Genomic DNA, 24,312 nt, shown 5'->3' on the forward strand with positions numbered 1-24,312 from the left:
GCGGGCGGCTCTCGGCGCTCTCGGCGCTCGCGACGCCGCCCCCTGGCTCCAGAGCCGGGGGTGAAGGAGGGGGGCAGGTCGCCCGAGTCAGACGAGCTCATGACGGGAGGGCCTCGCTCGGGGGTGTCGGTGACATAGCGGGTTACTGACGCAGAGCCTAGTGCTGGAGGTTGTAACAGGCGGCAGCGGGGTCCTCGGTGGGGGGCGCGCCCACCTGGGCGTCCTCCTCCGGGGTGCCCTCGTCGGTGGAGCCGTCTGCTGAGCCCGGGGCATCGGTGCTCGCGGAGTCCGAGGGCACGCCCCCGTCACCCTGGACGGTGACGGACTCGTCGGGAACCGGGGTGTCGTTGATGAGGGCATCCCACACGGCCTCGGCCTCCCAGGAGGGCACGACGCGGTTGTCGGGGTCCGAGGGGGCCGGAGCGACGGGCATCGTCACGAAGCGCACATTGTCCATGCCGATGGAGGCGATGGACTGGGCCAGACCCGCCAGCGTGGTCAGCTCGCCGATGCCCGGCGAGGTCGTGAGCGTCGCCAGCGCGCTGCGGGCGAAGGAGTACAGGTCCGTGGCCGAGGTCAGCAGGTTCTTCTGCTGGGCCGTGCGCAGCATCGCCGCCATGAGGTTCTGCTGGCGGCCAATGCGGTTGAGGTCCGAACCGTCATAGCCGACGCCGTAGCGCACGCGCGCGTACTGCACAGCCGTCAGCCCGTCCATGTGGTAACAGCCGGCCTCGAGCTCGAGCCCCGTGTGGTCGGGGTCGTAGATGTCCTCCTCGACGTAGACCTGCACGCCCCCCAGGGCGTCGACCATGGTGGACAGACCCGAGAAGTCCACGACCATGTACTCGTCGATGAAGATGCCCGTCAGCTGTTCGACGGTCTTGATCGTGCAGGCGGCCCCTGCGGCAACGGCCTCGGGCGACGAGTTCTCGCCCGCACCGTTGGAGAAGGCCGTGTTGAACATGGTGTCGTCCTGGGCGTGGCTCTCGGTACCGTCCGCCTGCATGCACTTGGGGATGTCCAGGAGCGTGTCACGGGGGATGGAGACAACCTCGATCCGGGAGCGGTCCGCGGAGACGTGGAGGATCATCGCCGTGTCCGAGCGGGCGACGGCGACGTCCTCACTGCCGTCGGCGCCGTCGATGTTGTTGGCTCCCGCACGCGTGTCCGTGCCCATGACGAGGATGTTGACGGCCCGGCCGGCGTAGCTGTCCGCCACCGCCTCGCCGCCGGTGTCGGCGTCGGCGCGGGTGGGCCGGTCAGTGCCGAGGAGGTTGTTGACGTCGATGCGGTTGACCTGGCTCTGCAGGTCGTGGTAGCTGATCGCCGCGAACGACGTTGCGAACAGCACGACGGACAGCAGGACGAGGAGGATCGTGCGCCCGGTATGACGGGCGAGGTCCTGCGCGGCATGCCGTGCGAGCGGCCGGAGCGAAGAAGGCACGAGCATGATGATAGGGAACGCCGCTGGGAAAACTGTGGAGATCACTGCCCACCCCGCGGCGGACGGCGGCATCACCCAGGCGGGCAGACGGTGCGCGGGCCTGCCGTGACCCGGTGCCGACAGCCCCGTCCGGGCCGCTGTCGCGGTGGAGCCTTCGGCTAGGATCCGCCTGTGACCACAGAAACCACCGGGACGATCCGGGTTGTCACCGTCACCTACAACCCTGGTGCCGAGCTCGACCGTTTCCTCGCCTCCGTGCCCGCGGCGACTGCGAGGAAGGTCACGCTCGTCATCGCCGACAACGGCTCCGAGCACCACCTCGTCGACGAGCTGGCCGCACGTCACGGAGCCCGGGTCGTGCGCAGCGGAGCCAACCTCGGTTACGGCGGTGGCGCCAACCTGGCCGCCGCGGAGCTGACGGAGGACTGGATCGTCGTCGCCAACCCGGACATCATCTGGCGCCCGGGCAGCCTGGACCTCCTCGTGGAGGCCGCGCAGGCGGACCCGACGGCCGGCTGCCTGGGCCCGCGTCTGCTCAACTCGGACGGCACCGTCTACCCGTCCGGGCGCGCCCTGCCGACCCTCCTGGGTGGGGCGGGTCACGCGCTGCTGACGCGGGTCTGGCCCTCCAACCCCTTCTCCACCGCCTACCACGCCCAGAACGGCAATGACGCCGTCCGTCAGGTCGGCTGGCTCTCGGGCGCCTGCCTCCTGCTGCCCCGGCACGTGTGGCAGGCCCTGGGAGGCTTCGACGACGACTACTTCATGTTCTTCGAGGATGTTGACCTGGGGTCCCGTGTGAGCCGGGCGGGCTGGCGCAACATCCAAGTGCCCGAGGCGGTCGTCATCCATGAGCAGGGCGCCTCCTGGAAGGCCCGCCCCGAGAAGATGATCCGGGCGCACCACGCCTCAGCCAGACGCTACATGTGCGGTGTCTACGACGCCCCGTGGCAGGCGCCCGTGCGCTGGGCGATCACCGGGGGCCTGCGGCTGCGCGAGGAGGCCGAGGTACGCCTGGCCCGCAGAGCACGGCGCACCCACTGAGCACCGACTGAGCACTCACGGGCATTCACTGACCGGTCGCGGCCGACCCGAGCGGGCTCGGCCGAGCACCCGGTGCGGAGCTCAGTCCCGTCCCGGTTGCGTCACGGTCGCGCTGGGCTGAGTGTCCGCGTCGGCCCGAGTACCTGCGTCGGCCCGAGTGCCCGCACTGGGCTCTCCGACGGCGCCGTCGGCCGCCTCCATCAGGGCGATCCGGCGTGCAAGGCGCGTGACCTGACGCTCGAGGGCCGCGTTGCGGCGGAAGGAGGAGAGCATCTGGGCGAGGAAGGCCACCGCCAGCGCATAGAGCAGCAGGTCGGTTCCACGCCCGACCCCCACCAGGTGCGCCAGGCGCGTCAAGAGGCTTGGCACGGCAATGGACACAACCGCGAAGGCCACGAAGCCGAGCGTCACCAGACGCCGGGCGGCCTGGTGACGCGAGCCGCCCGGGACGCGGTAGATGAGCCAGCCGATCACGCCGACGGCGGCGATCAGGACGACCTGGATAATGATCTGAGAACTCATGGATGCGCTCCTGCCCGGCCCTCAGGAGAAGACCAGGTCGACGAGGATGTTGACGGAGTTCCACAGGGACTGGCCCTTGGCCCGGGAGTAGTCGGTGTAGGCGATCCGCACCGGGTGCTCGGCCCAGGCCAGGCCCGTCGCGCCCAGCTGGCGCACGATCTCTGAGGCGTGGGCCATGCGGTTCTGGCGCAGCTGGAGGCGCTCGAGGGCGTCGCGGCGGATGACGCGCAGCCCGTTGTGGGCGTCGGTCAGGCGCATGCCCGAGCTGTGGGAGGACACGGCGGCGGCCGTGCGCAGGACCAGACGCTTGGCCCGGCCGACCCGCGTGGAGCCGTCGAGGAAGCGCGAGCCGAGGACGAAGCCCAGATCCTCGGCCCGCGAGCGCTCCACCATGGCGGCCGCGTCAGCCACCGAGTGCTGGCCGTCGGCGTCGAAAGTCACCGCCCAACGGGCCCGCGTGCGCTCCAGGACATAGGTGAAGCCCGTCTGCAGCGCCGCCCCCTGCCCGAGGTTGACGGGGTGGCGCACGACGACGACGCCCGTCGTGGCGGCCTCGGCGGCCGAGGCATCCGTCGAGCCGTCATCGACGACGACGATGTGGGGGAAGACGTGGCGCGCCTCCTCGATGACGCGGCGCACCACTGGGGCCTCGTTGTAAAGGGGGATGATGAGCCACGCATCGTTGACGACCCGCAGCGTGCGAGAGGAGGCGGGCATGCCGTGGTCGTCGCGTCCGGTGTCGGTCATTCCGATAGTGTCTCACGGCCGCTGTCGTCCACCACGAGGGTGCACATACGATGGTCCACGGGTGACGACGGTGGACGCCGCCGTGGGGCCAGACACAGACGAGGAGTACCCGTGAGCGTGAGGATCGTCGACTCGGCCGATGTCTCGGACGAGGCCGTCATCGGTGACGGCACCAGCGTCTGGCACCTCGCCCAGGTGCGTGAGCACGCCGTCCTCGGCACGAGCTGCGTCGTCGGACGCGGCGCCTACATCGGTGAGGGCGTCATCATGGGGGACAACTGCAAGGTGCAGAACTACGCCCTCGTCTACGAGCCCGCCCGCCTGGCCGACGGCGTCTTCATCGGCCCGGCCGTCACCCTCACCAACGACCACTTCCCCCGCGCTGTCAACCCCGACGGCACCCTGAAGTCAGCAGCCGACTGGGAGCCGGTCGGCGTCACCATCGAGCAAGGCGCCTCCGTCGGTGCGCGCGCCGTCTGCGTCGCCCCCGTGACCATTGGCGCCTGGGCGACCGTCGCCGCCGGCGCCGTCGTCACGAAGGACGTGCCCGCCCACGCCCTCGTTGCCGGGGTCCCCGCCCGCCGCATCGGCTGGGTGGGGCGGGCCGGTGAGCCCCTCGTCGCCGTCGCCGACAACGACCCTGCCTACCGTGAGGGCGTGACGCGCTGGCGCTGCCCCGTCACGTCCACCGTCTTCGAAGAGCTCGAGAACACGATCCGAGAGGTGTCCATCTGATGGCATTCGACGTCATCCCGCCTGCCAAGCCGATTATCGGGCAGGAGGAGCGCGCCGCCGTCGACGCCGTCATCGCCTCCGGCATGGTTGTCCAGGGTCCGCAGGTGGCGGCCTTCGAGGAGGAGTTCAGCGCCCAGGTGGTCGCCGGCACCCACGCCGTCGCCGTCAACTCCGGCACCTCCGCTCAGCACCTGGCCGCCCTGGCCTCCCTTAACGAGACGAACCCGGCGGCCGTGGTCGACACCGAGGTCATCGTGCCCTCCTTCACCTTCGCTGCGACCGGCAACTCCGTCGCCGCCACGGGCGCGCGCCCCGTCTTCGCCGACATCGACCCCGTGACCTTCACCCTCGACCCGGCCGGCGTCGAGGCGGCCATCACCGAGCGGACCGTCGCCATCGAGGTCGTCCACCTTTACGGCCTGCCCGCCAACATGCCCGAGATCCTGGCCATCGCCGAGCGCCATGGCCTGAAGGTCTGGGAGGACTGCGCCCAGGCGCACGCCGCCGCCATCGACGGCACACCCGTGGGCACCTTCGGCGAGTGGGGCTCCTTCTCCTTCTACCCCACGAAGAACATGACCTCCCTTGAGGGCGGCATGGTCTCGACCGCCGACGCCGAGCTGGCCAGGCGCGTGCGGCTGCTGCGCAACCAGGGCATGGAGCGCCAGTACGCCAACGAGCTCGTTGGCTTCAACAACCGCATGACGGACGTGGGCGCCGCCGTCGGCCGCGTCCAACTGACCAAGCTGGAGGGCTGGACCGCCCAGCGACAGGCCAACGCGGCCGTCCTGGACGCCGGGCTCGCCGGCGTCGGCGGCGTCGTCACCCCCGCGGTGCCCGAGGGCTACCGTCACGTCTACCACCAGTACACGATCCGCTTCGAGGGGGCCACGGCTGCCGAGCGCACCGCCGCCCAGACGGCCCTGAAGGAGGAGTGGGGCGTCGGCTCAGGCGTCTACTACCCGATCCCCAACCACCGGCTCGACTCCCTGGCCCGCTACGCCCCGGGCCTGGAGCTGCCCGGCACTAAGAAGGCGGCCCGCGAGTGCCTGTCCCTGCCCGTGCACCCGTCACTGAGCCAGGCCGACCTCGAGCGCATCGTCGAGGCCGTGGCCGCCGTCGCGAAGGCGGGTGCGTGAGCATGGGGCAGAACCTGCGCGTCGGGCTCATCGGCCTGGGGACGATGGGCCGCCACCACGCCCGCGTCATCCGCGCCACCGAGGGGCTCGATCTCGTCGCCGTCGCCGACCCGGGCGGTGACCGCTTCGGCGTCGCCGTCGGCCTGCCGGTGCTGCCCGACGTCGACGCCCTCATCAGCGCCGGGATCGACGCCGCCCTGGTCGCCGTGCCCACCGTCTACCACGAGGACGTCGCCCTGGCCCTGGCCGACGCCGGCGTGCACACCATGGTGGAAAAGCCCATCGCCCACAGCGTCGAGGCGGGCGAGCGGGTGCGCGACGCCTTCGCCGAGCGCGGCCTGTTGGGCACGGTCGGCTACGTCGAGCGCTGCAACCCCGCCCTGCGTGCGCTGCGCGAGCGCCTTGACGCCGACGAGCTCGGGCGGGTCTACCAGGTCCTCACCCGCCGCCAGGGCCCCTTCCCGGCCCGCATCAGCGATGTCGGGGTCGTCAAGGACCTCGCCACCCACGACGTCGACCTCACCGCCTGGATCGCAGGCGCCCCCTACGTGTCGATCAGCGCCCAGGTCGCCCACCGATCCGGCAGACAGCACGAGGACATGGTTGTCGCCAGCGGTCTGCTGGCCAACGGCGTCATCGTCTCCCACGTCATCAACTGGCTCACCCCCTTCAAGGAGCGGGTCACGGTTGTCACCGGGGAGAAGGGTGCTTTCGTGGCCGACACCCTCACCGGGGACCTCACCTTCCACGCCAACGGCACCGTGGAGTCCACCTGGGAGCAGGTCGCCAACGTACGAGGCGTGAGTGAGGGCGACGTCATCCGCTACGCCATCGCCAAGCGCGAGCCCCTGGCCCTGGAGGCCGAGCGCTTCCGCGACGCCGTGCTTGCCGGCCCCGGTGCCTCCACCGAGGTGGTGTCCATGGACGAAGGCGTGCACACGCTGCGTGTCGTCGAGGCCGTCCTGGCTGCGGCGGCCGAGAACCGGACGGTCGCGCTCTGAACGGGCTGCTCACGCGGATACACGAGCGCCTGGACACCCTCAGGCGCTCCTCCCCGGCCCTGGGGCACGTCCTGACCCTGGTGACGGGCACTGCCGTCGCGCAGGCCGTCTCCCTGCTCATGACGCTGGTCCTGGCGCGCATCTACACGCCTGAGGACCTTGGGATGCTGGCGACCTACACGTCGGTGGCCGGCGTGGCCGTCGCCGTCGCCGCCCTGCGCTACGACATGGCCGTCATGCTGCCGCGGCGCGACAGCGAGGCGCTGGCCCTGACCCGTCTGGCGATGTGCTGCGTCCTTCTCGCCAGTGTGCTCGTCACCGTCCTCAGCATCCCGCTGCGCGGCGTCGTCGCCCGTTGGTGGGGGCAGGAGGTGGCAGACTGGATGCCACTGGTGGGCCTGACGACCTTCCTCATGAGCGGCATCGAGGTCCTCAAGTACTGGTTCAACCGGCACAGCCGCTACCGGGTCATCGCCGTCAACCAGGCCGAGCAGCAGATCGGCCTGACCGGCGGCCAGCTGGTCCTGGGGCTGGCGGGCCTGGGCGGGCTGCCCGGCCTCGTCCTGGGGCACACCCTCGGCCAGCTCTTCGCCTTCCTCAACCTGGGCCGCCAAGCCCCCGAGCTGGCCCGCAGGCTGCCGCCGGACGCCCCGAGCCTGCGCCGGGTCGCCCGCACGCACCGGCGCATGCCGTTGCTCAACGCCCCCAATGCGCTTGTCGACGCCGTGCGCCTGTCCGGCATCCAGCTGCTCATCGCCGGCTACTCCACTGCGGCGCTGGGCCAGTTCCAGATGGCGTGGCGGGTCCTGGACGCTCCCCTCATCCTCATCAACGGCGCGGTCTCCCGGGTCTTCTTCCAGCGCCTGTCCGTCGTCGAGCCGGGGCAGATGCGCCCCCTTGTTCACGCCCTGGTGCGGCGCGCCCTGATGGTCGGCGTTGCGCCCTTCGCGGCCGTCTACCTGGCCTCCCCGTGGCTGTTTCCCCTCCTCTTCGGCGACCAGTGGCATGACGCCGGGGACTTCGCCAGGGCCCTGACGCCCTGGCTGTTCATGCTGCTCATCACCTCCCCGGTCTCGAACCTGTTCGTCGTCACCGGCAACCAGGGATGGATGCTCGCTTTCGCCGTCCTGTACGCGGCCGCGCCCCTTGCGTGGCTGGCCCTGTCTCCCCTGGAGCTGCTGGCCACGACCTACGTGCTGGGCGCTCTCATGGGGCTGCTGCTCGTCCTCATGACCCTCATGGCCTACGAGGCCGCCCGGCGCTTCGACGCCCGCGGCCCGGCCGACCCGGGTGACAATAGGGCCGACGGCGAACGTGGCGTCGGGCGCGACGGCGGGGACGCCGTCGGGAATGAGGCCGACGACGGGGCCGACGGCGGGGCCGGTGACAATGGGGCGGGCGAGGATGCCGCCTCCCACCCGCCGACCACAGGGGAGGATGCATGAGCACCGCGACACCGGGCACCGAGCGTACCGACGGGGCCGCAACGCGCGACGTCCTGCTCCTGCTCACCGACTTCTACCCCTACGAGGTGGGCGAGGAGTTCCTCGAGCAGGAGATCGACGTCCTGTGCGAGGCCTATGACGAGGTCCTCGTCGTGCCCGTGCGCCTGAGCGAGGGGGCACGGCGCACCCGGCCCCTGCCGGCCAACGCCCGCAGTGCCCTCATGCCCGCCTCGCGCCTGCCCGGGGGGTGGCGCTCCCAGGCGCTCATGCGCAGTGTGCAGATCCTCCTGGGGCCCGAGCGGATGGTTCAGACTCCGCCGTGGCGCAGCCCGGGGCGCTTCGGCATGGACGTGCGTTTCGCGGCCATCGCCCTGGGGGCGCGCGCTCGCCTGCGCCGCCTCATGCCCTGCCTCGGCCTGCGCCCCGGGGACCGGGTGACCATCTACTCCTACTGGTTCTTCACCGGGGCGGCCCTGGGCGGGATGCTGCGCCGCCGCGAGCTGGCAGGGCACGAGGTGAGGGTCGTGGCCCGCGCGCACGCCTATGACGTCGACGAGGCCGACGCCCCGCGCGGCTACGTGCCCTCGCGCCGCTACGTCATGGAGGCGGTCGACAGGGTCTACCCGATCTCCGAGTACGCCGCGGGCTTCCTGCGCCGCCGCTTCCCGCAGGCGGGCGGGCGTGTGGAGGTGGCGAGGCTGGGCGTGCCCGCGTCGTCGGCGCCCGTGCGGCAGAAGCCGCGGGAGGGTGAGCCCTTCGCGATCGTCTCGTGCTCCCACACGGCCCCCTACAAGCGCGTCGGCCTTGTCCTGGAGACGGTGGCCGAGCTCGCACGCCGCGGCCGGGCGGTGACGTGGACGCATGTGGGTGAGGCGGACCCCGAGCGACTCGAGGTGCTGCGGCACCGGGCGCACGAGCTCATGCCGCAGGTCCCGGTGACCCTCACGGGCCATATGCCCAACGAGGAGGTGCGCCGCCTGTACGCGACGAGCCCCTTCGCCTGCTTCCTCAACTGCTCCGACGGCGAGGGGGTGCCGGTGTCCGTCATGGAGGCGCAGTCGGCTGCCCTGCCGGTGGTGGCGACGGCGGCGGGCGGCACGGGCGAGATCGTTCACGACGGCGTCAACGGGCGTCTCGTGCCCGTCGAGGTCGACGCCGCCCGGGTCGCGGACGCCGTGGAGTCCGTCATGGACCTGGGCCAGGAGGGCTACGCCGCCATGAGCGGGGCCGCCCGGCAGACCTGGGCCCGCATGAGCGACGCCTCGCGCCAGTACCGGGACTTCGTCGCCGCCCTGCGCGCCCTCATGCCGCGCCGGTAACAGGGCGTGCTGGTCGAAGGGTGCGTTGGTAGAGGGGCGTGGGGGAGACGGGTGCCTGGCTCGAACTCCTCGGTTTGCTCGCGAACGTACGGCGTTTTGCCGTGTTTTCGAGCGCAAACCGAGGAGTTCGGCGACGGTTCTGCCTCAGGACATCGGTGACAGTTCGAACCTCGGGACATCGGTGACACGTGGGGGCGGAGGTGAGGTCGTCCGCACCTGCCGGACGACGACCTGGGGAGCCCGAGGAGGCGAGACTCCGGCTCGAGGAGGGTCCGAAGGCCGGCTACTGGCTCATCGACAACCCCGCGGGCAGTCCCTCGGCGCGAGCAGTGTCCACGGCGCGGACATGACCGGCCCAGAGGCTCAACCTGGCGGGAGGAAACGGCGTGATTCCGCGGCTCTGGGCGGTGGTGCCGACGGCGGTCGCGGTTCATATCCGCCGCGTGGACACTAGCGGCTACACCACTCTCAGGGGCACTACTTGTGCCAACCGACTCGTCGTGGACGCGACCTGGAACACGACCGTTTCCCTGGAGCCGGGGCGACGGCGGTTGTCGAGTGCATCCATCTCGTTCCTCAGCGCTCCACCTCGTTCCTCGCCCATCCATCTCGTTCCTTGGCGCTCCATCTCGTTCGTTGGAGGAACGAGATCAACTTCTGGGCAACGAGATCAACTTCTGGGGAACGAGATCAACTTCTGGGGAACGAGATCGACACCAGTCGTCGAGTCCTCTGGGCGCCGCGGCAGGACGCACCCGTCCTGGTGCGCGCAGGTTGTCCGACTAACGCATCAAATGCGCTAGGAAAGTCTGGCACCCGTCCTGGTGCGCGCAGGTTGTCCATCGGCGGGCCTACAGCGGGCCGGCGCTGCGGGGGTCAGGCGCGGGTGAGGAGCTCGGCGGCGACGCGCTCGGCGGCCCGGCCGTCGCCGTAGGGGTGGGCGTCCTCGGCGGCGGGCTCGGCCGGGCGCGGGCGCGAGGCGGCGGACACCAGGGCCTCGCCCGGCTCGACGAGCACGTTCCACCCCAGCTCGACCGTCTCCACCCACTCCGTGACCGGGCGCACGGTCGTGCACGGCACCCGCAGGAGGAAGGCCTCCTTCTGCAGCCCGCCGGAGTCCGTCACCACGCCGCGCGCCGCCACCATCGAGGCGACGAGGTCCGGGTAGCTCAGGGGCGCGTGGACCCGCAGGCCGCCGCGGTCGGCCAGCTCAATGCCGTGGGCGGCGCAGGCCGCCACCAGGCGCGGGTGGGCCAGCAGGACGACCGGGTGGTCCACCGCCGCCAGGGCGTCGAGCACCGCGTGCAGCCGGTCGGCGTCGTCGGTGTTCTGCGGCCGGTGGATCGTCGCCAGAGAGTAGGCGCCGTCCGCGAGCCCCAGCTCGGACCCCACCGGGGAGGGCGCTCCTGCCAGGGCGTCACGCTGGGCCAGCAAGACATCGGTCATGACATCGCCGACGACGACGGTGCGCGCCTGGAGCCCCTCGGCGGCCAGGTGGGCGGCACCCGCGGCGGTGGGGGCCAGCAGGAGGTCGGCGGCGTGGTCGGTCAGGACCCGGTTGATCTCCTCGGGCATCCGCCGGTCGAAGGAACGCAGCCCGGCCTCCAGGTGCGCGACCGGCACGTGCTTCTTGACCGCGCTCAGCGCCCCGGCGAGCGTGGAGTTCGTGTCCCCGTACACGAGGACCCAGTCGGGACGCATCTCGTCCAGGACACCATCCATCGCCGCGAGCATCGCGCCGGTCTGCACGCCGTGGCCGCCGGAGCCGACGCCGAGGTGGACGTCGGGCGCCGAGATGCCCAGGTCGGTGAAGAACACGTCGGAGAGCATCGGGTCGTAGTGCTGGCCCGTGTGGACGATGAGGTGCTCGATCCCGGCCGTGCGGAAGGCGGCGTCAATGGGGGCGAGCTTGACGAACTGGGGCCGGGCCCCGACGGCGGACAGCACGCGCATGCGCCCCACCCTACCCAGACCGAGTGCCCCTGACCCCGGACCGGACGCCCGCGGGCGCCTGTAGGCTCCTGGGCATGCGCGTCACCGTCGTCACCACGTGGCTGCCCACCGCCGTCGCCCCCTCCTCCGGCAGCTTCGTCGTGCGCGACTGCCTCGCCATGAGGCAGGTGGGCCAGGACGTGCGCATCGTCCACCTCGTGCCACCCCACCAGGACGACGGCACACGCCGCGCGCTCATCGAGGGCCTGCGCGTGGTGCGCGTGCCGATGCGTCCCGCCGACCCGGTCTCGGTGGCCCGAGCGGCCCGGCACCTGCCCGCCCTCCTTGAGGACGCCGAGGTCCTGCACTCCATGGCAATGAGCGCCCTGCTGCCCCTGGGCCTGCTCGACACCGTCCACGCACTGCGCACCCCGTGGGTGCACACCGAGCACTGGTCGGGGCTGACGAACCCGGGCACGCTGACCCCGGCGCTGCGGGCGGGGCGCATGCTCGTCACCCACGAGCTGGCCCGCCCCGACGTCGTCACCGCCGTGTGCGACTACCTCGCCGCCCCGGTGCGCCGCGCCCGCTTCGAGGCGCCCACCGTCGTCGTGCCCTGCGTCGTCGAGCCCCTTGCCCGCGTCGCCGAGCGCCGTCAGGGCCCGGGCCTGCGGCTCGTGAGTGTCGGGGGTCTCGTCGAGCGCAAGGACCCCCTGACCGGCGTTGAGGTGCTCGCCGAGCTCGTGGCCCGGGGCACGGACGCGAGCCTCACCCTCGTGGGTGACGGGCCGCTGCGCGAGCAGGTCGCCGCGCGCGCCAACGAGCGGGGCGTCGGGGAGCGGCTGCGCCTGACGGGCACGCTCGACGCCGCGGGGGTGCGTCGCGAGCTCGAGGCCGCGGACCTCTTCCTCGGCCCGACCCGGGGGGACAACTTCTTCGTCTCCGCCGCCGAGGCGATTGTCGCCGGCCGTCCCGTTGTTGTCTCCGACGCCGGCGGGCAGGTCGAGTACGTCGCGGAGGCCAACGGCGCTGTCGTGCCGGCCGGCTCCACCGTCGGCGTGTGGGCCGACGCCGTCACCGCCACCCTTGGGCGGTTGGAGGGTGCGAGCGCTGGGGACATCGCCGCCACGATCGGGCAGCGCTTCGCCTCCCAGCAGGTCGGTGAGTCCTACCGGCGGGTTCACGAGCAGGCGGCCGGCCGGCTCCGGTGAGCCGACGGCGGTGAGTCGGCTCCGGTGGACCGACCCGCTTCGTCGTCGGCGGGCACCGGTCCGACGGCGTGCCCGCCCCGCCGTGCTGCGCCGGCTCCGCCCGCCCCGCCGCCGGGCTGCCCGCCCTGACGCTGCCTTTACTCCTCGACGACGGGCAAGTCCCGGAAGAGCACGGCGCTGCGGCACCACGTGTCACGCAGGAAGGCGCGCGTCCACAGCCCCAGGGTCTTGCGCCCCGACAGCAGGCCCACCGCCGCACGCGCACGGGAGGTGTCCGTGAACAGGGCGTCGAAGGCCGTCTCGGAGTGCAGCGAGGACCACGTGGAGAAGACCCGCTCGGCCGCGGGCAGAAGATGGGTCGCCGCCAGCACCCCCTTGAGGCCGGCGCGTGTGCGCGGGTCGACCCGGGTGACCTCGTAGTAGGCGGACTCCGGCTCCGAGGCCCCGGTCGCCCGCGCCCACAGCCGGTCAACGATGACCCGGTAGAGGTCACGGGTGGCCGTGGCGGCGGCAGTGCCCCGCTGCCACGTGTGCCACACCTCCGCATCGAGCATGGGCAGCGCCCAGTCCATGCCCAGGTGCTCGTAGGCACGCACGGAGTTGTTGATGTACTTCGTCTGGCGCTCGCGCAGGTTGTAGCCCTCCAGCAGGGAGCGCAGCGTGCGCCCCGAGCCGTCGAAGCCGGCCAGGGTCATGGCCTCACGCACCGCCACAGCCACCCACGGGTCCGCGCCGGCCCGCTCGGGGCGGCCCTGGAGGTCGTGGTGGTGGTGGATGATCGCCCGGGCCGCCGTCGCCCGGCTCACCGGCACGGCATCGAGGAGCTGCTTGTCGTGCATGTTGCCGACGACCGTGTGCCCCGGCAGGACGACGTCGCCCTCCCCGGCCTCGCCCCGGGCGCGCATGACGGACAGGGCGTACCAGTCCTGCACGTGCGGCAGGGCGGACCAGCAGTGGGAGGCGGACAGGAAGGCGGCGGTGGCGGGGCTGTGCCAGTGCTCCAGCAGCGCACGGCGCTCGTAGGGCACGGCGCACCACGGCACACCGGCCTGCTGGGCGACCCGGCGCGAGACCTCCACCTCACGGGCGCCGGGCACCCCGTAGGTGAAGGTCGCGACGCGACCGGCCTCACCGTGCCGCAGCAGCCAGGCCAGCAGCAGGCGCGAGTCGAGCCCCCCTGACAGCGGCAGGAGCAGGCGCCGGCCGCCCAGCCTGTCCAGCAGGCGCGTCATCGTCGTGCCCAGGGCGTCGAGGAAGGCGACGGCGAAGTCCTCCGGGTCGGTGATCTCGTCCGGGTTGAAGGCCGCGAAGGCGTAGTCGTCGCGGGTGACGGCACCGGTGCGGCGGCTGATGGTGACGACGGCGCCCTGGGGGACCTGGTGGACGCCGCGCAGCAGGGTGCGCGCACCGGTGACGAAGCCGGCGTCCTCCATCTCGGCCACCGCCGGGGCCAGCAGCGCGGGACACTCGAGCCCCGAGCGCAGGGCGGCGGGGTCGTCGGTCACGAGCAGGCGGCGCCCACCGTCCCGGGCCGCCCAGAACAGGGGCCAGGAGCGCAGGCGGTCGACGGCGAGGAGGACGTGCTCCTCGGTGACCTCGACGGCGGCGAGCCGACCCGGGTGATCACGCAGGACATCGGGGCTGGTCGGGGCGGTGCACGGGTGGTCGGCACGCACACGCAGGCCGTCGGCGACGGCGGTCCACGCCGGGGAGGCGAGTGAGAGGTCGATGTCCACGAGGTCCTCATCCGTCAGGGGAGCGTGGCTGCTAGTGTGGCACACCGTCGCACGGCGTCATGGGTCGCCCGTGCGCGGCGGCGCTGCGGACGAGGAGGGACCCGTATCGTGACCGACCAGCCCGGGGCGCGCGGTGAGCGGGAGCGCCCGCTCATGGTCTTCCACGCCCCCTATCCCCTGGCCGAGCGCACCGCGGCCTCGCGCCTGCGCCCGGTGCGGATGAGGCGCGCTTTCGCCGATCTGGGTTACGACGTCGTCGAGGTCACCGGCTACGCCGCCCACAGACGACGGGCGATGGCCCGCGCCGAGCAGCGCCTGGACGACTACGAGCGCTTCAGGCGCACGGATGCGTCGCTGCCGCCCGCCTTCGTCTATTCCGAGAACGCGACGATCCCCAACGCGCTGACCGAGCCGCGCCACCTGCCCCCGCACCCGCGCCTGGACGCCGCCTTCTTCTCCCGCATGCGCCGACGCGGTCTCGAGGTGGGCGTCTTCTACCGCGACCTGTACTGGCGCTTCCCGCGCTTCCGCCAGAACATTCCCCCGGCGCTCGACGCGGTCCTGCGCGCCGCCTACCTCACCGAGCTGGCCCAGTGGCGGCGCGCAGGCCTGCACGTCTACCTTCCCAGTGAGGCGATGGCTGAGCACCTGCCCGTCATCGACGCGGCGATGACGCACCCCCTGCCCCCGGGCGCCGACCCCCTAGCCGTGCACAACCCCTCGCGGCCCGCCCTTGAGGACGGCGGGGACCTCGACCTGCTCTTCGTGGGCGTGCTCGGCGGCAACTACCGCATTGAGGCCATCTGCCGGGCTGTGGAAGCGGTTGAGGGCACGAGCCTGACGCTGTGCACCCGCCAGGAGGAGTGGGAGCAGGCCCGCCAGACATATGAGCCCCTTCTGCCGGCGGGCCGTCACGATGTCGTCCACGCCTCCGGGGCGGACCTGGAGCCGCTGTACGGGCGGGCCGGCCTGGGTGTGCTGCTCGTGCAGCCGCACGAGTACTGGGACTTCGCCGTGCCCTACAAGCTCTACGAGTACCTCGCCCACGAGCTGCCCGTCGTCGCGACTGCCGGGACCGAGACCGCCCGGATCGTTGAGGAGCTCGGCGCCGGGTGGGTCATCCCCTACGACGAGGACGCTCTCGCCGCCCTCCTGAGGGACCTGCGGGCCCACCCCGACCGGCTCGCCGCTGTCCGCAAGCGGATCCGCCAGGTCCTGCCCGGCCAGACGTGGCTGGCTCGTGCCAGGCGCGTGGCCCGTGACCTGTCCGGATGGGCGCCCGACCTGCCCGACGGCTCCCCGGACGACAGTGATGATGGTGACGACACCAATGACACTGACGACGCCGCCGACATCAACGACATCAACGACATCAACGACACCAACGACCCCCGTGACCCTCGTGACGCGGAGAGGACGCAGCCGTGACCCCGCCCCGTCCCGCACGCCGCCGCGGCGGCGTGCTCATGGCCACCCGCATCCACCTGCCGGAGGCCGCAGCCGCCGCCCTGCGCCTGGACGGGGTCGAGCGGGCGCTGGCGGGCCACCACGTGCCCGTGAGGGTCCTGACGACGACGCCCCCCGCGTCAGCCCCCGAGCCCACCGACCCGCAGGGGGTGAGCGTCTCGCGCTGGCCCGCCCTGCGCGACGCCAGCGGCTACCTGCGTGGCTACCTGCCCTACGTGTCCTTCGACGTGCCCCTCATGGGCCGCTTCTTCGCCCAGCCACGCCCCGACGCCGTCCTCGTCGAGCCCCCGCCGACGACGGGCGTCGTCATGCGCCTGGCCTGCGCCCTCAGACGCGTGCCCTACGTCTGGTACGCCCCAGATGTGTGGTCCACCGCCGCACAGTCCACGGGCGCCCCCCGCCTCGTGCTCGAGGCCCTGCGCCGCATGGAGTCCTTCGCCGTGCGCGGCGCCGCCCGCGTCGTCGCCATCAACGAGGAGGTCGCCGAGCACGTGCGCGCCCTAGGCGGACGCGAGGTGCGGGTCGTGCCCAACGGCGTCGACACCTCCGTCTTCGACCCCACCGGACCCGTGCCCGACGCCGAGGCCCGCCGTCGGATCGGCCTGACGGGCCCCTACGCCGTCTACGCCGGCACCCTCTCCGAATGGCAGGACGCCGGCGTCTTCGTGCGCGCGCTCGAAGGCCTGCGCGCCACACGGCCCGATGCCCAGATCCTCTTCCTGGGCCAGGGCTCCGACTGGGAGACGGTTGCCCAGGACGCCTCCCGCCTGCCCGCCGGTGCCGACGGCGCCCCCGCCGTCGTCATGCACCCGCCCCTACCGCCCGCCGAGGCGGCCGCCTGGCAGCGCGGGGCCGTGTGCGCCCTGGTGTCCATCAAGCCGGGCCTTGGATACGACTTCGCCTACCCCACCAAGGTGCTCGCCGCCCTGGGCTGCGGTACCCCGGTGCTCTACGCCGGACATGGCCCCGTCGGCGAGGACGTCGAGCGCGACGACCTGGGCATCGTCAGCGACCACGACCCGCAGGCCGTCGCCGCGGCCATGGAGGCCGCCTTCGCTGCCGACGCCGCCCTCACCGACCGGCAGCGCCGGCAGCGGGCCGAGCGTCTGCACGCCTGGGTGCGCACGCACCGCTCCCTGGAGGCGACCGGGCAGGCGGTCGCCAGGCTCATGCGCGAGGTCGTCATCGAGCGCCGAGGCGGGGCGACGGCGCGAGCGGCCCGGGAGAAGTGGTGAGCTCCTGGATCTCCGCCCTGCCCATCCTGGCGGCGCTCGCGGTCGTCACCTTCGGCCCCGGCCTGCTCATTCTTCTCGCCGCCGGCGCCCGTAGCCGCCTGGCGGCGCTCGCCTGCGCCCCCTCGCTCACCTTCGCCCTGCTGGGGTCCGCGGGGGTCATCTTCGAGGCGGTGGGAGTGCGCTGGCACCTGCCGACAGTCATCGCCTGGATGCTCGCCTGGGCGCTGCTGGTGGTGGCCGGGCGCTGGAGCATCCTGGCGCTGCGAGGCCGCCGTCTGACACTGCACACCTGGACGCGTGTACCCCTGGACCCCTCGGGCGTGCCCGAGGGCTGGTCGGGCGGCGGCGCCCCGGGGGAGCCGACCGGCTCGGTGCCCGCCCTCGCCGGGCCCCGGTGGCTTCCGGCGACGGCGCTGCTGACAACCTGGCTGGCCATGCTGGCGCCGGTCCTGCCCGGCAGCGGTCCAACGGTGCCGATCCAGTCCGCGGACTCGATCTACCACTACAACCAGGCGTGGCTCATCGAGCTCACCGGCAACGCCTCCATGCTCAATGGCAACGCCGGCATGTTCGGGATGGACGGCACGTCGAGTTTCTACCCGATGGTGTGGCACGAGATCGCGACGCTCGTGTCCCTGGGCTGGGACGACGTCGTTCCGGTGACGAACACGATGATCCTGCTCGTCCCGCTCGTCTACCTCGTAGGCGTGCTCTACCTCGTGCGCGTGGTCCTGGAGGAGATCCGGGGCGCCGCCTGGGTGGCGCTGGGGGCCTGCGCCTTCATCCCGATCTTCCCCATGCGCCTGCTCATGGACACCGCGGTGTGGCCCTACGCCCTGGCCCTGGCGGGATGCCCGGCGGTGGCGGCCTGGGCGGTGGCGCAGGTGCGCCGCTGCCGCTGGTTGTGGACGCGCCGGCGCCGACTGCGCGCGGCCACCTCCGTCCTGGCAATCGTCCCGGCGGCGGGCGGCCTGCTCCTGACCCACCCGGCGGCCCTCGTCATTATCGGCTGGCCGCTGGCAGCCCTGGCCTGGACCGGGCTGCTCCTGGCGGCCTGGAGGCTCTCGCGCAGCGAGGACCGCCATGACCGCCTCCTCGCCGCGGCGCTTGTGGCTGTGGCCGTGGCCGTGGTGCTCGTCGTCGTCGCGGTGGTCACGCTGCCGGGGCCGCTCCAGACGCACTTCGGGCGCCGGCCCACGCGTACGTGGACGCACGCGTGGAAGAAGGTCGTCTCCGCCCTCGTCCTGTTCTACGGGGGAGGCGGCTGGACGATGCGCGCCACACAGGTGGCCATGGGTGCGGCCTGTCTCGCGGGGGCGGCGGTGGCGATGGTGCGCCACCGTCACCGCGGTGTGGTGGTTGCCTGGGTGGCGTGCCTGCCGCTCATCGTCTCCGCGATGGCTCCCGTGCCGGTGCTGTCGGCGCTGACGGGCGTCTTCTACAACAACCCGCACCGGATCAAGGCGATGACGGCGGCACCGGCCGTCCTGCTCGTGACCTTGGCGCTGACGAGCCTCGCCCCCGTCGTCGATCGTGTCCGACGGCGTGGGCTGCGTCTGCGCTCGGACATGCTGGTGCCGTGGCGGCTGGCCGGTCCGGTCCAGCGCTTCACCGAGACCCTGCCGCTGCCGGCGCGCGCCGGGGCGGTCCTGCTCCTGGCCGGCACCCTGGCGACGGCGCCTGCGCTGCGCCACGATGTCGTGGGTGCCTTCTCCCCGTACAACGGGCACCAGCGGCTCGTCGCCTCCCCCCACGAGCTCGACATGATGCGGCGCCTGGCTCTGCTGCTGCCCGACGACGCCTACGTCGTCGGGGACCCGGTGGCCGGCACGGCGATGCTGCCCTTCATGGCGGATGTACGGCCGGTGTGGATGTTCGCCGGGCAGGCGGAGTCCGACGCGGACGGCCTGTACCTGCGCGCGCACCTGCGTGACCTGCACGAGGACCCGCACGTGTGCGGGATCCTGCGTGAGCACGGCATCAGGTACTTCTACGAGGACTCGAGCCAGTTCTTCAACGGCGTGTGGCTGGCGACCCTGCGCCCGGGCCTGTACGACGTCGACACCTCCACCGGCTTCCGTCTGCTCGACGCCGGCGGCACGGCCCGGGTGTGGGAGATCACCCTCTGCGACACGGGCGCCTGACCCCGGCCTGAGGCCGCCCTCTGACACCTGGCGGTGCGCCGCCGACGGCCCGGGTCCTGGCGGGGGCAAGGGCCTCGCTATCCTGGGGGCCATTGACGCCTGTTCAGGCCCACTGAGGCACACGAGCCGGAGCCGTCCGGCGTGAGGAGATCTCGCATGCGCATCGCCGTCGTCGCCCTGGGAAAGATCGGGCTGCCGCTGGCCGTCCAGTACGCCGAGAAGGGGCACAAGGTCATCGGCGTCGACGTCAACGCCACCACCGTCGAGACGGTCAACCGCGGCGCCGAGCCCTTCCCCGGCGAGGCCCACCTGGCCGACGCGCTCGCCCGGCTCGTGCCTGCCGGAGCCCTGCGCGCCACCACCGACTACGCCGAGGCCATCCCCGGCGCGGACGCCGTCGTCCTCGTTGTGCCGCTTGTCGTCGACGATGCCACCTGGGAGCCGGACTTCACCTGGATGGACGCCGCCACCCGCAGCCTGGCCGAGCACCTGACCCCAGGCACCCTCGTGTCCTACGAGACCACCCTGCCCGTGGGCACCACCCGCGGGCGCTGGAAGCCCCTCATCGAGGAGGTCAGCGGCCTGGTTGAGGGACGCGACTTCCACCTCGTCTTCTCTCCCGAGCGGGTGCTCACCGGCCGGGTTTTTGAGGACCTGCGCCGTTACCCCAAGCTCGTTGGCGGCCTGAGCGAGGAGGGCACCGCCCGGGGCGTCGGCTTCTACGAGAGGGTCCTCGACTTCGACGAGCGTCCGGATCTGCCGCGCCCCAATGGCGTGTGGGACATGGGCACCGCCGAGGCCGCCGAGATGGCCAAGCTCGCCGAGACCACCTACCGCGACGTCAACATCGCCCTGGCCAACCAGTTCGCCGTCTACGCGGACAAGGCCGGCTTCGACATTGAGAAGGTCATCGAGGCCTGCAACTCCCAGCCCTACTCGCACATCCACCGGCCCGGCATCGCGGTGGGCGGGCACTGCATCCCCGTCTACCCGCGCCTGTACCTGTCCACGGACCCCGACGCGACGGTGGTGCGCACCGCCCGCCAGTTCAACGCCACCATGCCCGACTACGTCGTCTCCCGGGCCGAGCAGGTCCTGGGGCGCCTGAACGGCCTGCGCGTGGCCGTTCTCGGCGCCTCCTACCGCGGACGGGTGAAGGAGACGGCCTTCTCCGGCGTCTTCCCCACCGTCGACGCCCTGCGCGCCAAGGGCGCCATCGTCCTCGTCCAGGACCCCATGTTCTCCGACGACGAGCTCGCCGCCTTCGGCTGGGAGCCCTACCACCTGGGCCGGGAGATCGACGTCGTCATCGTCCAGGCCGACCACCCCGAGTACCGCACGCTCACCCCCGCGGACCTGCCGGGCGTGCGCCTGCTGCTCGACGGCCGACGCGCCACCGACCCCGCCCTGTGGGCCGGCACCCCGCGCCTGGTCATCGGCGGCGGTCAGTGACCGGCCGGTGCGTGTGAGCCCGGCCCGTAGGGCCTGAGGGTGGTGTGAGCGCCATGACGGTGGCGGTGGTGTTCGGCGCCTTCGCGTGGGGCCTGCTCCTGCTGCTTGCCCCCGGCTGGCTCATTGCCCGGGCCGGAGGGCTGCGCGGCGTGGCGGCCGCCTCGGTGGCGACGGGCCTGTCCTGCGCCGTCATCGGCGTGGCCGAGCTCGGGGTCTCCGCCGCGGGCCTGCCCTGGGGGCGGGTCGGCTGGGTGACGATCACGGTCCTCAGCGCGGTGTCCGCCGCGCTGCTCCTCGGACTCAGGCGACTGCTGCCCGGCCCCCGTGGGACGTTAGGGGCCGACGCCGTCGCCGGTGCCCCTGCCCCATCGCGGGTCCGGTCCCACCCGGGCCGGGACCGGCTCATCCTCCTGGGCGGACTCGCACTCGCCGTCGGCCTCGGTGCAGGCGGGCTGTGGTGGGGGACCGGTGGCCTGGCCACCCCACCCCAGGCCTTCGACGCCGTCTTCCACCTCGCTGCCGTCCAGACGATCCGCGAGGGCGGCGACGCCTCCAGCCTTGGCGGCCTGGCCGACCTCTACCAGGGGCGCCGCGTCTACTACCCGACCGTCTGGCACGGCGCGGCCGCACTGCTTCCCGGCACGGCCTCACTGGCCTCCAACGTGCTCGTCATCATCGTCGGGGCCGTCAGCTGGCCGCTGGGGGTTGTGGGGCTCATCGACGCCTGTTGCGTCGGCGCACGCACGCCGGTGGCCGGGGGTGCCAGGGTCGGGGTCACTGCGGCTGGGGGCCCGGGCAGTGGGGACGCGGTGGCGGCGCCCGGCTCTGCGGCCGGGCGGGCGCGCGCCCTCACCTTGGCGGCCGGCGCCCTGGCGGCCGCCGCGACCAGCGCCCTGGCCGTGACGCTCACGACGCTCGCCGTGTGGCCCTACGCCCTGTCCCTCGTCTGCCTGCCGGGTGTTCTCGCCCTCGCCCACACGCTCACCAGTGCCGCCGGGTGGCGCCCTCGCCTCGTCGTCGGGCTGCTCGCCGCGGGCGCTGCGGCAGGGGCGGTGGCGGCGCACGGCGGCGCCGTCTTCAACCTCCTCGTGCTCCTGGCCGCCCTCGCGGTCTCCTGGGTGGCCCGCCTCCTGCGCGCGGGCGGCGCGAGACGCCGACGGGTCCTGTCCGTCCTCGTCCTCGCGCTCGCAGCCGGGGCTGCCGGTGCCTGGGTGATGCGCGCCCCCCTCGCCTCCGTCCTGGGCTACGAGCGCGACGGCGGCAGCGCACTGGCGACCCTCGCCCAGTCGCTGATGGACACGCCCCAGTACGGGCCCCTGACCTGGCACGGGCTGCCCGTGGGGATCGGCCTGCTCGCGCTGGCCGCCGTCGCCGTACACCGCCGCGGGCGCGAGATGCGCCTTCACCTGGTCACCTGGGTGCTGACGCTGGGGCTCGTGGTGCTCACCGGCGGTCCCCAGTGGCCCGGTAGGGCACTGGGCGCCGTGTGGTACCTGCAAAAGGCCCGGGTGCAGCCCCTCGTCGTCATCGCCCTGCTCGTCCTCGCCGGCCATGGCCTGCACCTGCTGCTCACCCGCTGGTGCGGCCAGGACGGCCCGCGCGCTCGTCGTCGGACCACCGCCCTCGTGGGGGCAGTGGCCGCCACGGCCCTGCTGGCCGCGCCCCTGCACGCGCAACTGGCCGGAAGCATCCACGATGACGAGCGCATCGCCTACGGCACCCTCGTGACCGAGGCCGAGCTCGCCGCCCAGGGCGAGCTTGCGGCTCTCCTGCCGCCGGGCGCCGTCGTCGTCGCCGCACCCTCGCTCGGAGGCACGTACCTGTGGATCGAGCACGGCGTCGCCGTCGTCTACCGGACCCGGGTCCAGCCCGCCGCGGACAGCCCCGAGCTCAGGCTCGCCGACGCCCCCGCCGTCCTCGAACCGGGCAGCCAGGCCTGCGCGGCCCTGGAGGAGCTCGGCGCCGACTACTACCTGTCTGTGACCCGTAACCCCTCCGGGCTTGAGCACGGCAGCGCCCCGCTGCGCTGGGACGCCGACCTGGCCCACTGGCCGAGTGAGGGCATGGAGAGCGTCGGGACGGTCGCGACCCCGACCGGCTCACTCACCCTCAACCGGATCATCGGCTGCGGCTGATCAGGCCGGGTAACCTGAGCGGAGCATGGGTGCGGTCACAGGAGGCCTGCGTATGAACTACGACATCGTCGTCGTCGGCTCTGGCTTCTTCGGCCTGACCATTGCCGAACGCTGCGCCAACGAGCTGGGGCTCAAGGTCCTCGTCATCGACAAGCGGGACCACATCGGCGGTAACGCCTACTCCGAGACGGACCCGGTCACGGGCATCGAGGTCCACACGTACGGGGCGCACCTGTTCCACACCTCCAATGAGCGTGTGTGGCGCTACGTCAACCGCTTCACCAGCTTCACGCCCTACGTCCACCACGTCTACACCACCCACGACGGCGTCGTGTATCCCATGCCCATCAACCTGGGCACCATCAACCAGTTCTTCCACGCCTCCTACACCCCCGACGAGGCCCGGGCGCTCATCGCCGAGCAGGCCGGCGAGCTGGCCGGCCAGGACCCGCAGAACCTCAACGACAAGGGCATCAGCCTCATCGGCCGCCCCCTGTACGAGGCCTTCATCAAGGACTACACCGGCAAGCAGTGGCAGACGGACCCCAAGGACCTGCCCGCCTCGGTCATCTCGCGCCTGCCCGTGCGCTACACCTACGACAACCGCTACTTCAACGACACCTACGAGGGTCTGCCCACCCACGGCTACACCGCCTGGCTGGAGACGATGGTGGACAGCCCCGACATTGACGTGCTGCTGTCGACGGACTTCTTCGATGAGTCGCAGCCCTACCATCGGGCGGCGCTCGTGGGACGGGTCCCGATCGTCTACACCGGCCCGATCGACCGCTACTTCGACTACAGTGCGGGGGCGCTTGCCTGGCGCACCATCGACTTCACCACCGAGTACCCTGAAACCGGCGACTTCCAGGGCACCGCGGTGATGAACTACCCCGACCTCGACCGCGACTACACCCGCATCATCGAGCCACGCCACTTCCACCCCGAGCGCGACTACCCCGCGGACAAGACGGTCATCATGAAGGAGTACTCGCGCTTCGCCGAGGAGGGCGATGAGCCCTATTACCCGGTGGGCACGCCCGAGGACCGCAGGCGGCTGCTCGCCTACCGGGACCTGGCCGCCCGGGAGGAGGGCGTCGTCTTCGGTGGGCGCCTGGGCACCTACCAGTACCTCGACATGCACGCGGCCATCGGCTCCGCGCTCAGTGTCGTCGACAACGTCATCGTCCCTCACGTGAGGGACGGCGTGCCCTTCGATCTCGTTCGTCGCTCCTTGATCTCGTCCCGTCCTGGTTGATCTCGCTCGCCCGAGGAACGAGATCGACCAGGACGGGACGTGATCGACTGTGAGGCGACGAGATCAAGGCCCAGTCGGTGCCTTACTGTCCCCGGGCCGCGCCTTCACTGGCCCCGGGCCGCGCCTTCACTGGCCCCGGGCGGCGCCTTACTGTCCCCGGGCGGCGCGCCTCACTGGCCCTGGGCGGCGTACGTGGTCTCGACCTCGGCCTTGAGCGGGCGCCACCAGGCCTCGTTGTCCCGGTACCAGTCGATGGTGGCCGCCAGGCCCGAGCGGAAGTCTGTGAACCTCGGGCTCCAGCCGACCTGCCCGACGATGTGCTCCAGGTGAGACGGGAGTCACGTCA

Annotated in this window: 18 protein-coding genes and 1 pseudogene; 13 read left to right on the top strand and 6 right to left on the bottom strand. The window is 72.2% G+C overall.

The features are described 5' to 3' along the window. Positions 1–157: 157 nt before the first annotated feature. Positions 158–1,450, bottom strand: coding sequence for an LCP family protein (locus tag ID810_RS02150; RefSeq protein ID WP_235931564.1), 1,293 nt, complete (start codon positions 1,448–1,450; stop codon positions 158–160). Between the two features lie 165 nt (positions 1,451–1,615). On the opposite strand from ID810_RS02150, the gene ID810_RS02155 reads away from it, so the two are divergent. Continuing rightward, positions 1,616–2,488 carry a glycosyltransferase family 2 protein gene (locus tag ID810_RS02155; protein ID WP_166856279.1) on the top strand — a complete coding sequence of 291 codons (873 nt, stop codon included), beginning with the start codon at positions 1,616–1,618 and terminating at the stop codon, positions 2,486–2,488. Positions 2,489–2,569: 81 nt separating this feature from the next. Here ID810_RS02155 and ID810_RS02160 read toward each other — a convergent pair whose 3' ends face one another. Both ID810_RS02160 and ID810_RS02165 read right to left on the bottom strand, forming a co-directional pair. After that, positions 2,570–3,010 (bottom strand): DUF2304 domain-containing protein, encoded by a 441-nt coding sequence (locus tag ID810_RS02160; RefSeq protein WP_166856277.1) that lies wholly within the window; start codon positions 3,008–3,010, stop codon positions 2,570–2,572. Positions 3,011–3,031: 21 nt separating this feature from the next. Then, on the bottom strand, positions 3,032–3,757 hold the full coding sequence (locus ID810_RS02165) for a glycosyltransferase family 2 protein (protein WP_413227880.1): 726 nt from the start codon (positions 3,755–3,757) through the stop codon (positions 3,032–3,034). 111 nt (positions 3,758–3,868) lie between these two features. Between ID810_RS02165 and ID810_RS02170 the strand changes: the two genes are divergently transcribed. The 5 genes from ID810_RS02170 to ID810_RS02190 all read left to right on the top strand — a co-directional run bounded on the left by ID810_RS02170 (position 3,869) and on the right by ID810_RS02190 (position 9,396). Then, on the top strand, positions 3,869–4,492 hold the full coding sequence (locus tag ID810_RS02170) for an acyltransferase (RefSeq protein WP_166856275.1): 624 nt from the start codon (positions 3,869–3,871) through the stop codon (positions 4,490–4,492). Further along, the gene (locus ID810_RS02175; protein WP_166856273.1) at positions 4,492–5,631 is read left to right on the top strand and encodes a DegT/DnrJ/EryC1/StrS family aminotransferase; all 1,140 of its coding nucleotides are present in this window, start codon (positions 4,492–4,494) and stop codon (positions 5,629–5,631) included. Before ID810_RS02170 ends, ID810_RS02175 begins: the two co-directional genes overlap by 1 nt. A 2-nt stretch (positions 5,632–5,633) precedes the next feature. After that, positions 5,634–6,632, top strand: coding sequence for a Gfo/Idh/MocA family protein (locus tag ID810_RS02180; protein WP_166856464.1), 999 nt, complete (start codon positions 5,634–5,636; stop codon positions 6,630–6,632). Positions 6,633–6,712: 80 nt separating this feature from the next. Beyond that, on the top strand, positions 6,713–8,077 hold the full coding sequence (locus ID810_RS02185) for a lipopolysaccharide biosynthesis protein (protein ID WP_235931563.1): 1,365 nt from the start codon (positions 6,713–6,715) through the stop codon (positions 8,075–8,077). Continuing rightward, on the top strand, positions 8,074–9,396 hold the full coding sequence (locus tag ID810_RS02190) for a glycosyltransferase (protein ID WP_166856271.1): 1,323 nt from the start codon (positions 8,074–8,076) through the stop codon (positions 9,394–9,396). Before ID810_RS02185 ends, ID810_RS02190 begins: the two co-directional genes overlap by 4 nt. Positions 9,397–10,272: 876 nt before the next feature. Here the strand turns inward: ID810_RS02190 and wecB are convergent. Beyond that, complete coding sequence (gene wecB, locus ID810_RS02195; protein ID WP_166856269.1) at positions 10,273–11,349, bottom strand: non-hydrolyzing UDP-N-acetylglucosamine 2-epimerase; 1,077 nt, start codon at positions 11,347–11,349, stop codon at positions 10,273–10,275. 74 nt (positions 11,350–11,423) lie between these two features. Here wecB and ID810_RS02200 point away from each other — a divergent pair, with 74 nt between their 5' ends. Continuing rightward, the gene (locus ID810_RS02200; RefSeq protein ID WP_166856267.1) at positions 11,424–12,539 is read left to right on the top strand and encodes a glycosyltransferase family 4 protein; all 1,116 of its coding nucleotides are present in this window, start codon (positions 11,424–11,426) and stop codon (positions 12,537–12,539) included. A gap of 137 nt (positions 12,540–12,676) precedes the next feature. Here ID810_RS02200 and ID810_RS02205 read toward each other — a convergent pair whose 3' ends face one another. Beyond that, a complete protein-coding gene (locus tag ID810_RS02205; RefSeq protein WP_166856265.1) occupies positions 12,677–14,275 on the bottom strand; it encodes an asparagine synthase-related protein in 1,599 nt (532 codons plus the stop codon). A gap of 108 nt (positions 14,276–14,383) precedes the next feature. On the opposite strand from ID810_RS02205, the gene ID810_RS02210 reads away from it, so the two are divergent. The 6 genes from ID810_RS02210 to glf all read left to right on the top strand — a co-directional run bounded on the left by ID810_RS02210 (position 14,384) and on the right by glf (position 23,966). Further along, on the top strand, positions 14,384–15,703 hold the full coding sequence (locus tag ID810_RS02210; RefSeq protein ID WP_235931562.1) for a glycosyltransferase: 1,320 nt from the start codon (positions 14,384–14,386) through the stop codon (positions 15,701–15,703). Next, complete coding sequence (locus ID810_RS02215) at positions 15,700–16,977, top strand: glycosyltransferase (RefSeq protein WP_235931561.1); 1,278 nt, start codon at positions 15,700–15,702, stop codon at positions 16,975–16,977. The genes ID810_RS02210 and ID810_RS02215 overlap by 4 nt, the downstream gene beginning before the upstream one ends. After that, positions 16,974–19,121 (top strand): DUF6541 family protein, encoded by a 2,148-nt coding sequence (locus ID810_RS02220; RefSeq protein ID WP_166856262.1) that lies wholly within the window; start codon positions 16,974–16,976, stop codon positions 19,119–19,121. Before ID810_RS02215 ends, ID810_RS02220 begins: the two co-directional genes overlap by 4 nt. Positions 19,122–19,277: 156 nt before the next feature. Then, positions 19,278–20,573 carry a nucleotide sugar dehydrogenase gene (locus tag ID810_RS02225; protein WP_166856261.1) on the top strand — a complete coding sequence of 432 codons (1,296 nt, stop codon included), beginning with the start codon at positions 19,278–19,280 and terminating at the stop codon, positions 20,571–20,573. 53 nt (positions 20,574–20,626) lie between these two features. Next, the gene (locus ID810_RS02230) at positions 20,627–22,708 is read left to right on the top strand and encodes a DUF6541 family protein (RefSeq protein ID WP_166856456.1); all 2,082 of its coding nucleotides are present in this window, start codon (positions 20,627–20,629) and stop codon (positions 22,706–22,708) included. Between the two features lie 52 nt (positions 22,709–22,760). Then, the gene (glf, locus tag ID810_RS02235) at positions 22,761–23,966 is read left to right on the top strand and encodes a UDP-galactopyranose mutase (protein WP_166856259.1); all 1,206 of its coding nucleotides are present in this window, start codon (positions 22,761–22,763) and stop codon (positions 23,964–23,966) included. 170 nt (positions 23,967–24,136) lie between these two features. Here the strand turns inward: glf and ID810_RS12310 are convergent. Continuing rightward, a pseudogene (locus ID810_RS12310) lies at positions 24,137–24,283 on the bottom strand (dTDP-glucose 4,6-dehydratase); the annotation flags it as partial. Positions 24,284–24,312: the final 29 nt, after the last annotated feature.

It is taken from the genome of Actinomyces respiraculi (assembly GCF_014595995.2).
GTDB classification, from domain to species: Bacteria; Actinomycetota; Actinomycetes; order Actinomycetales; family Actinomycetaceae; genus Actinomyces; species Actinomyces respiraculi.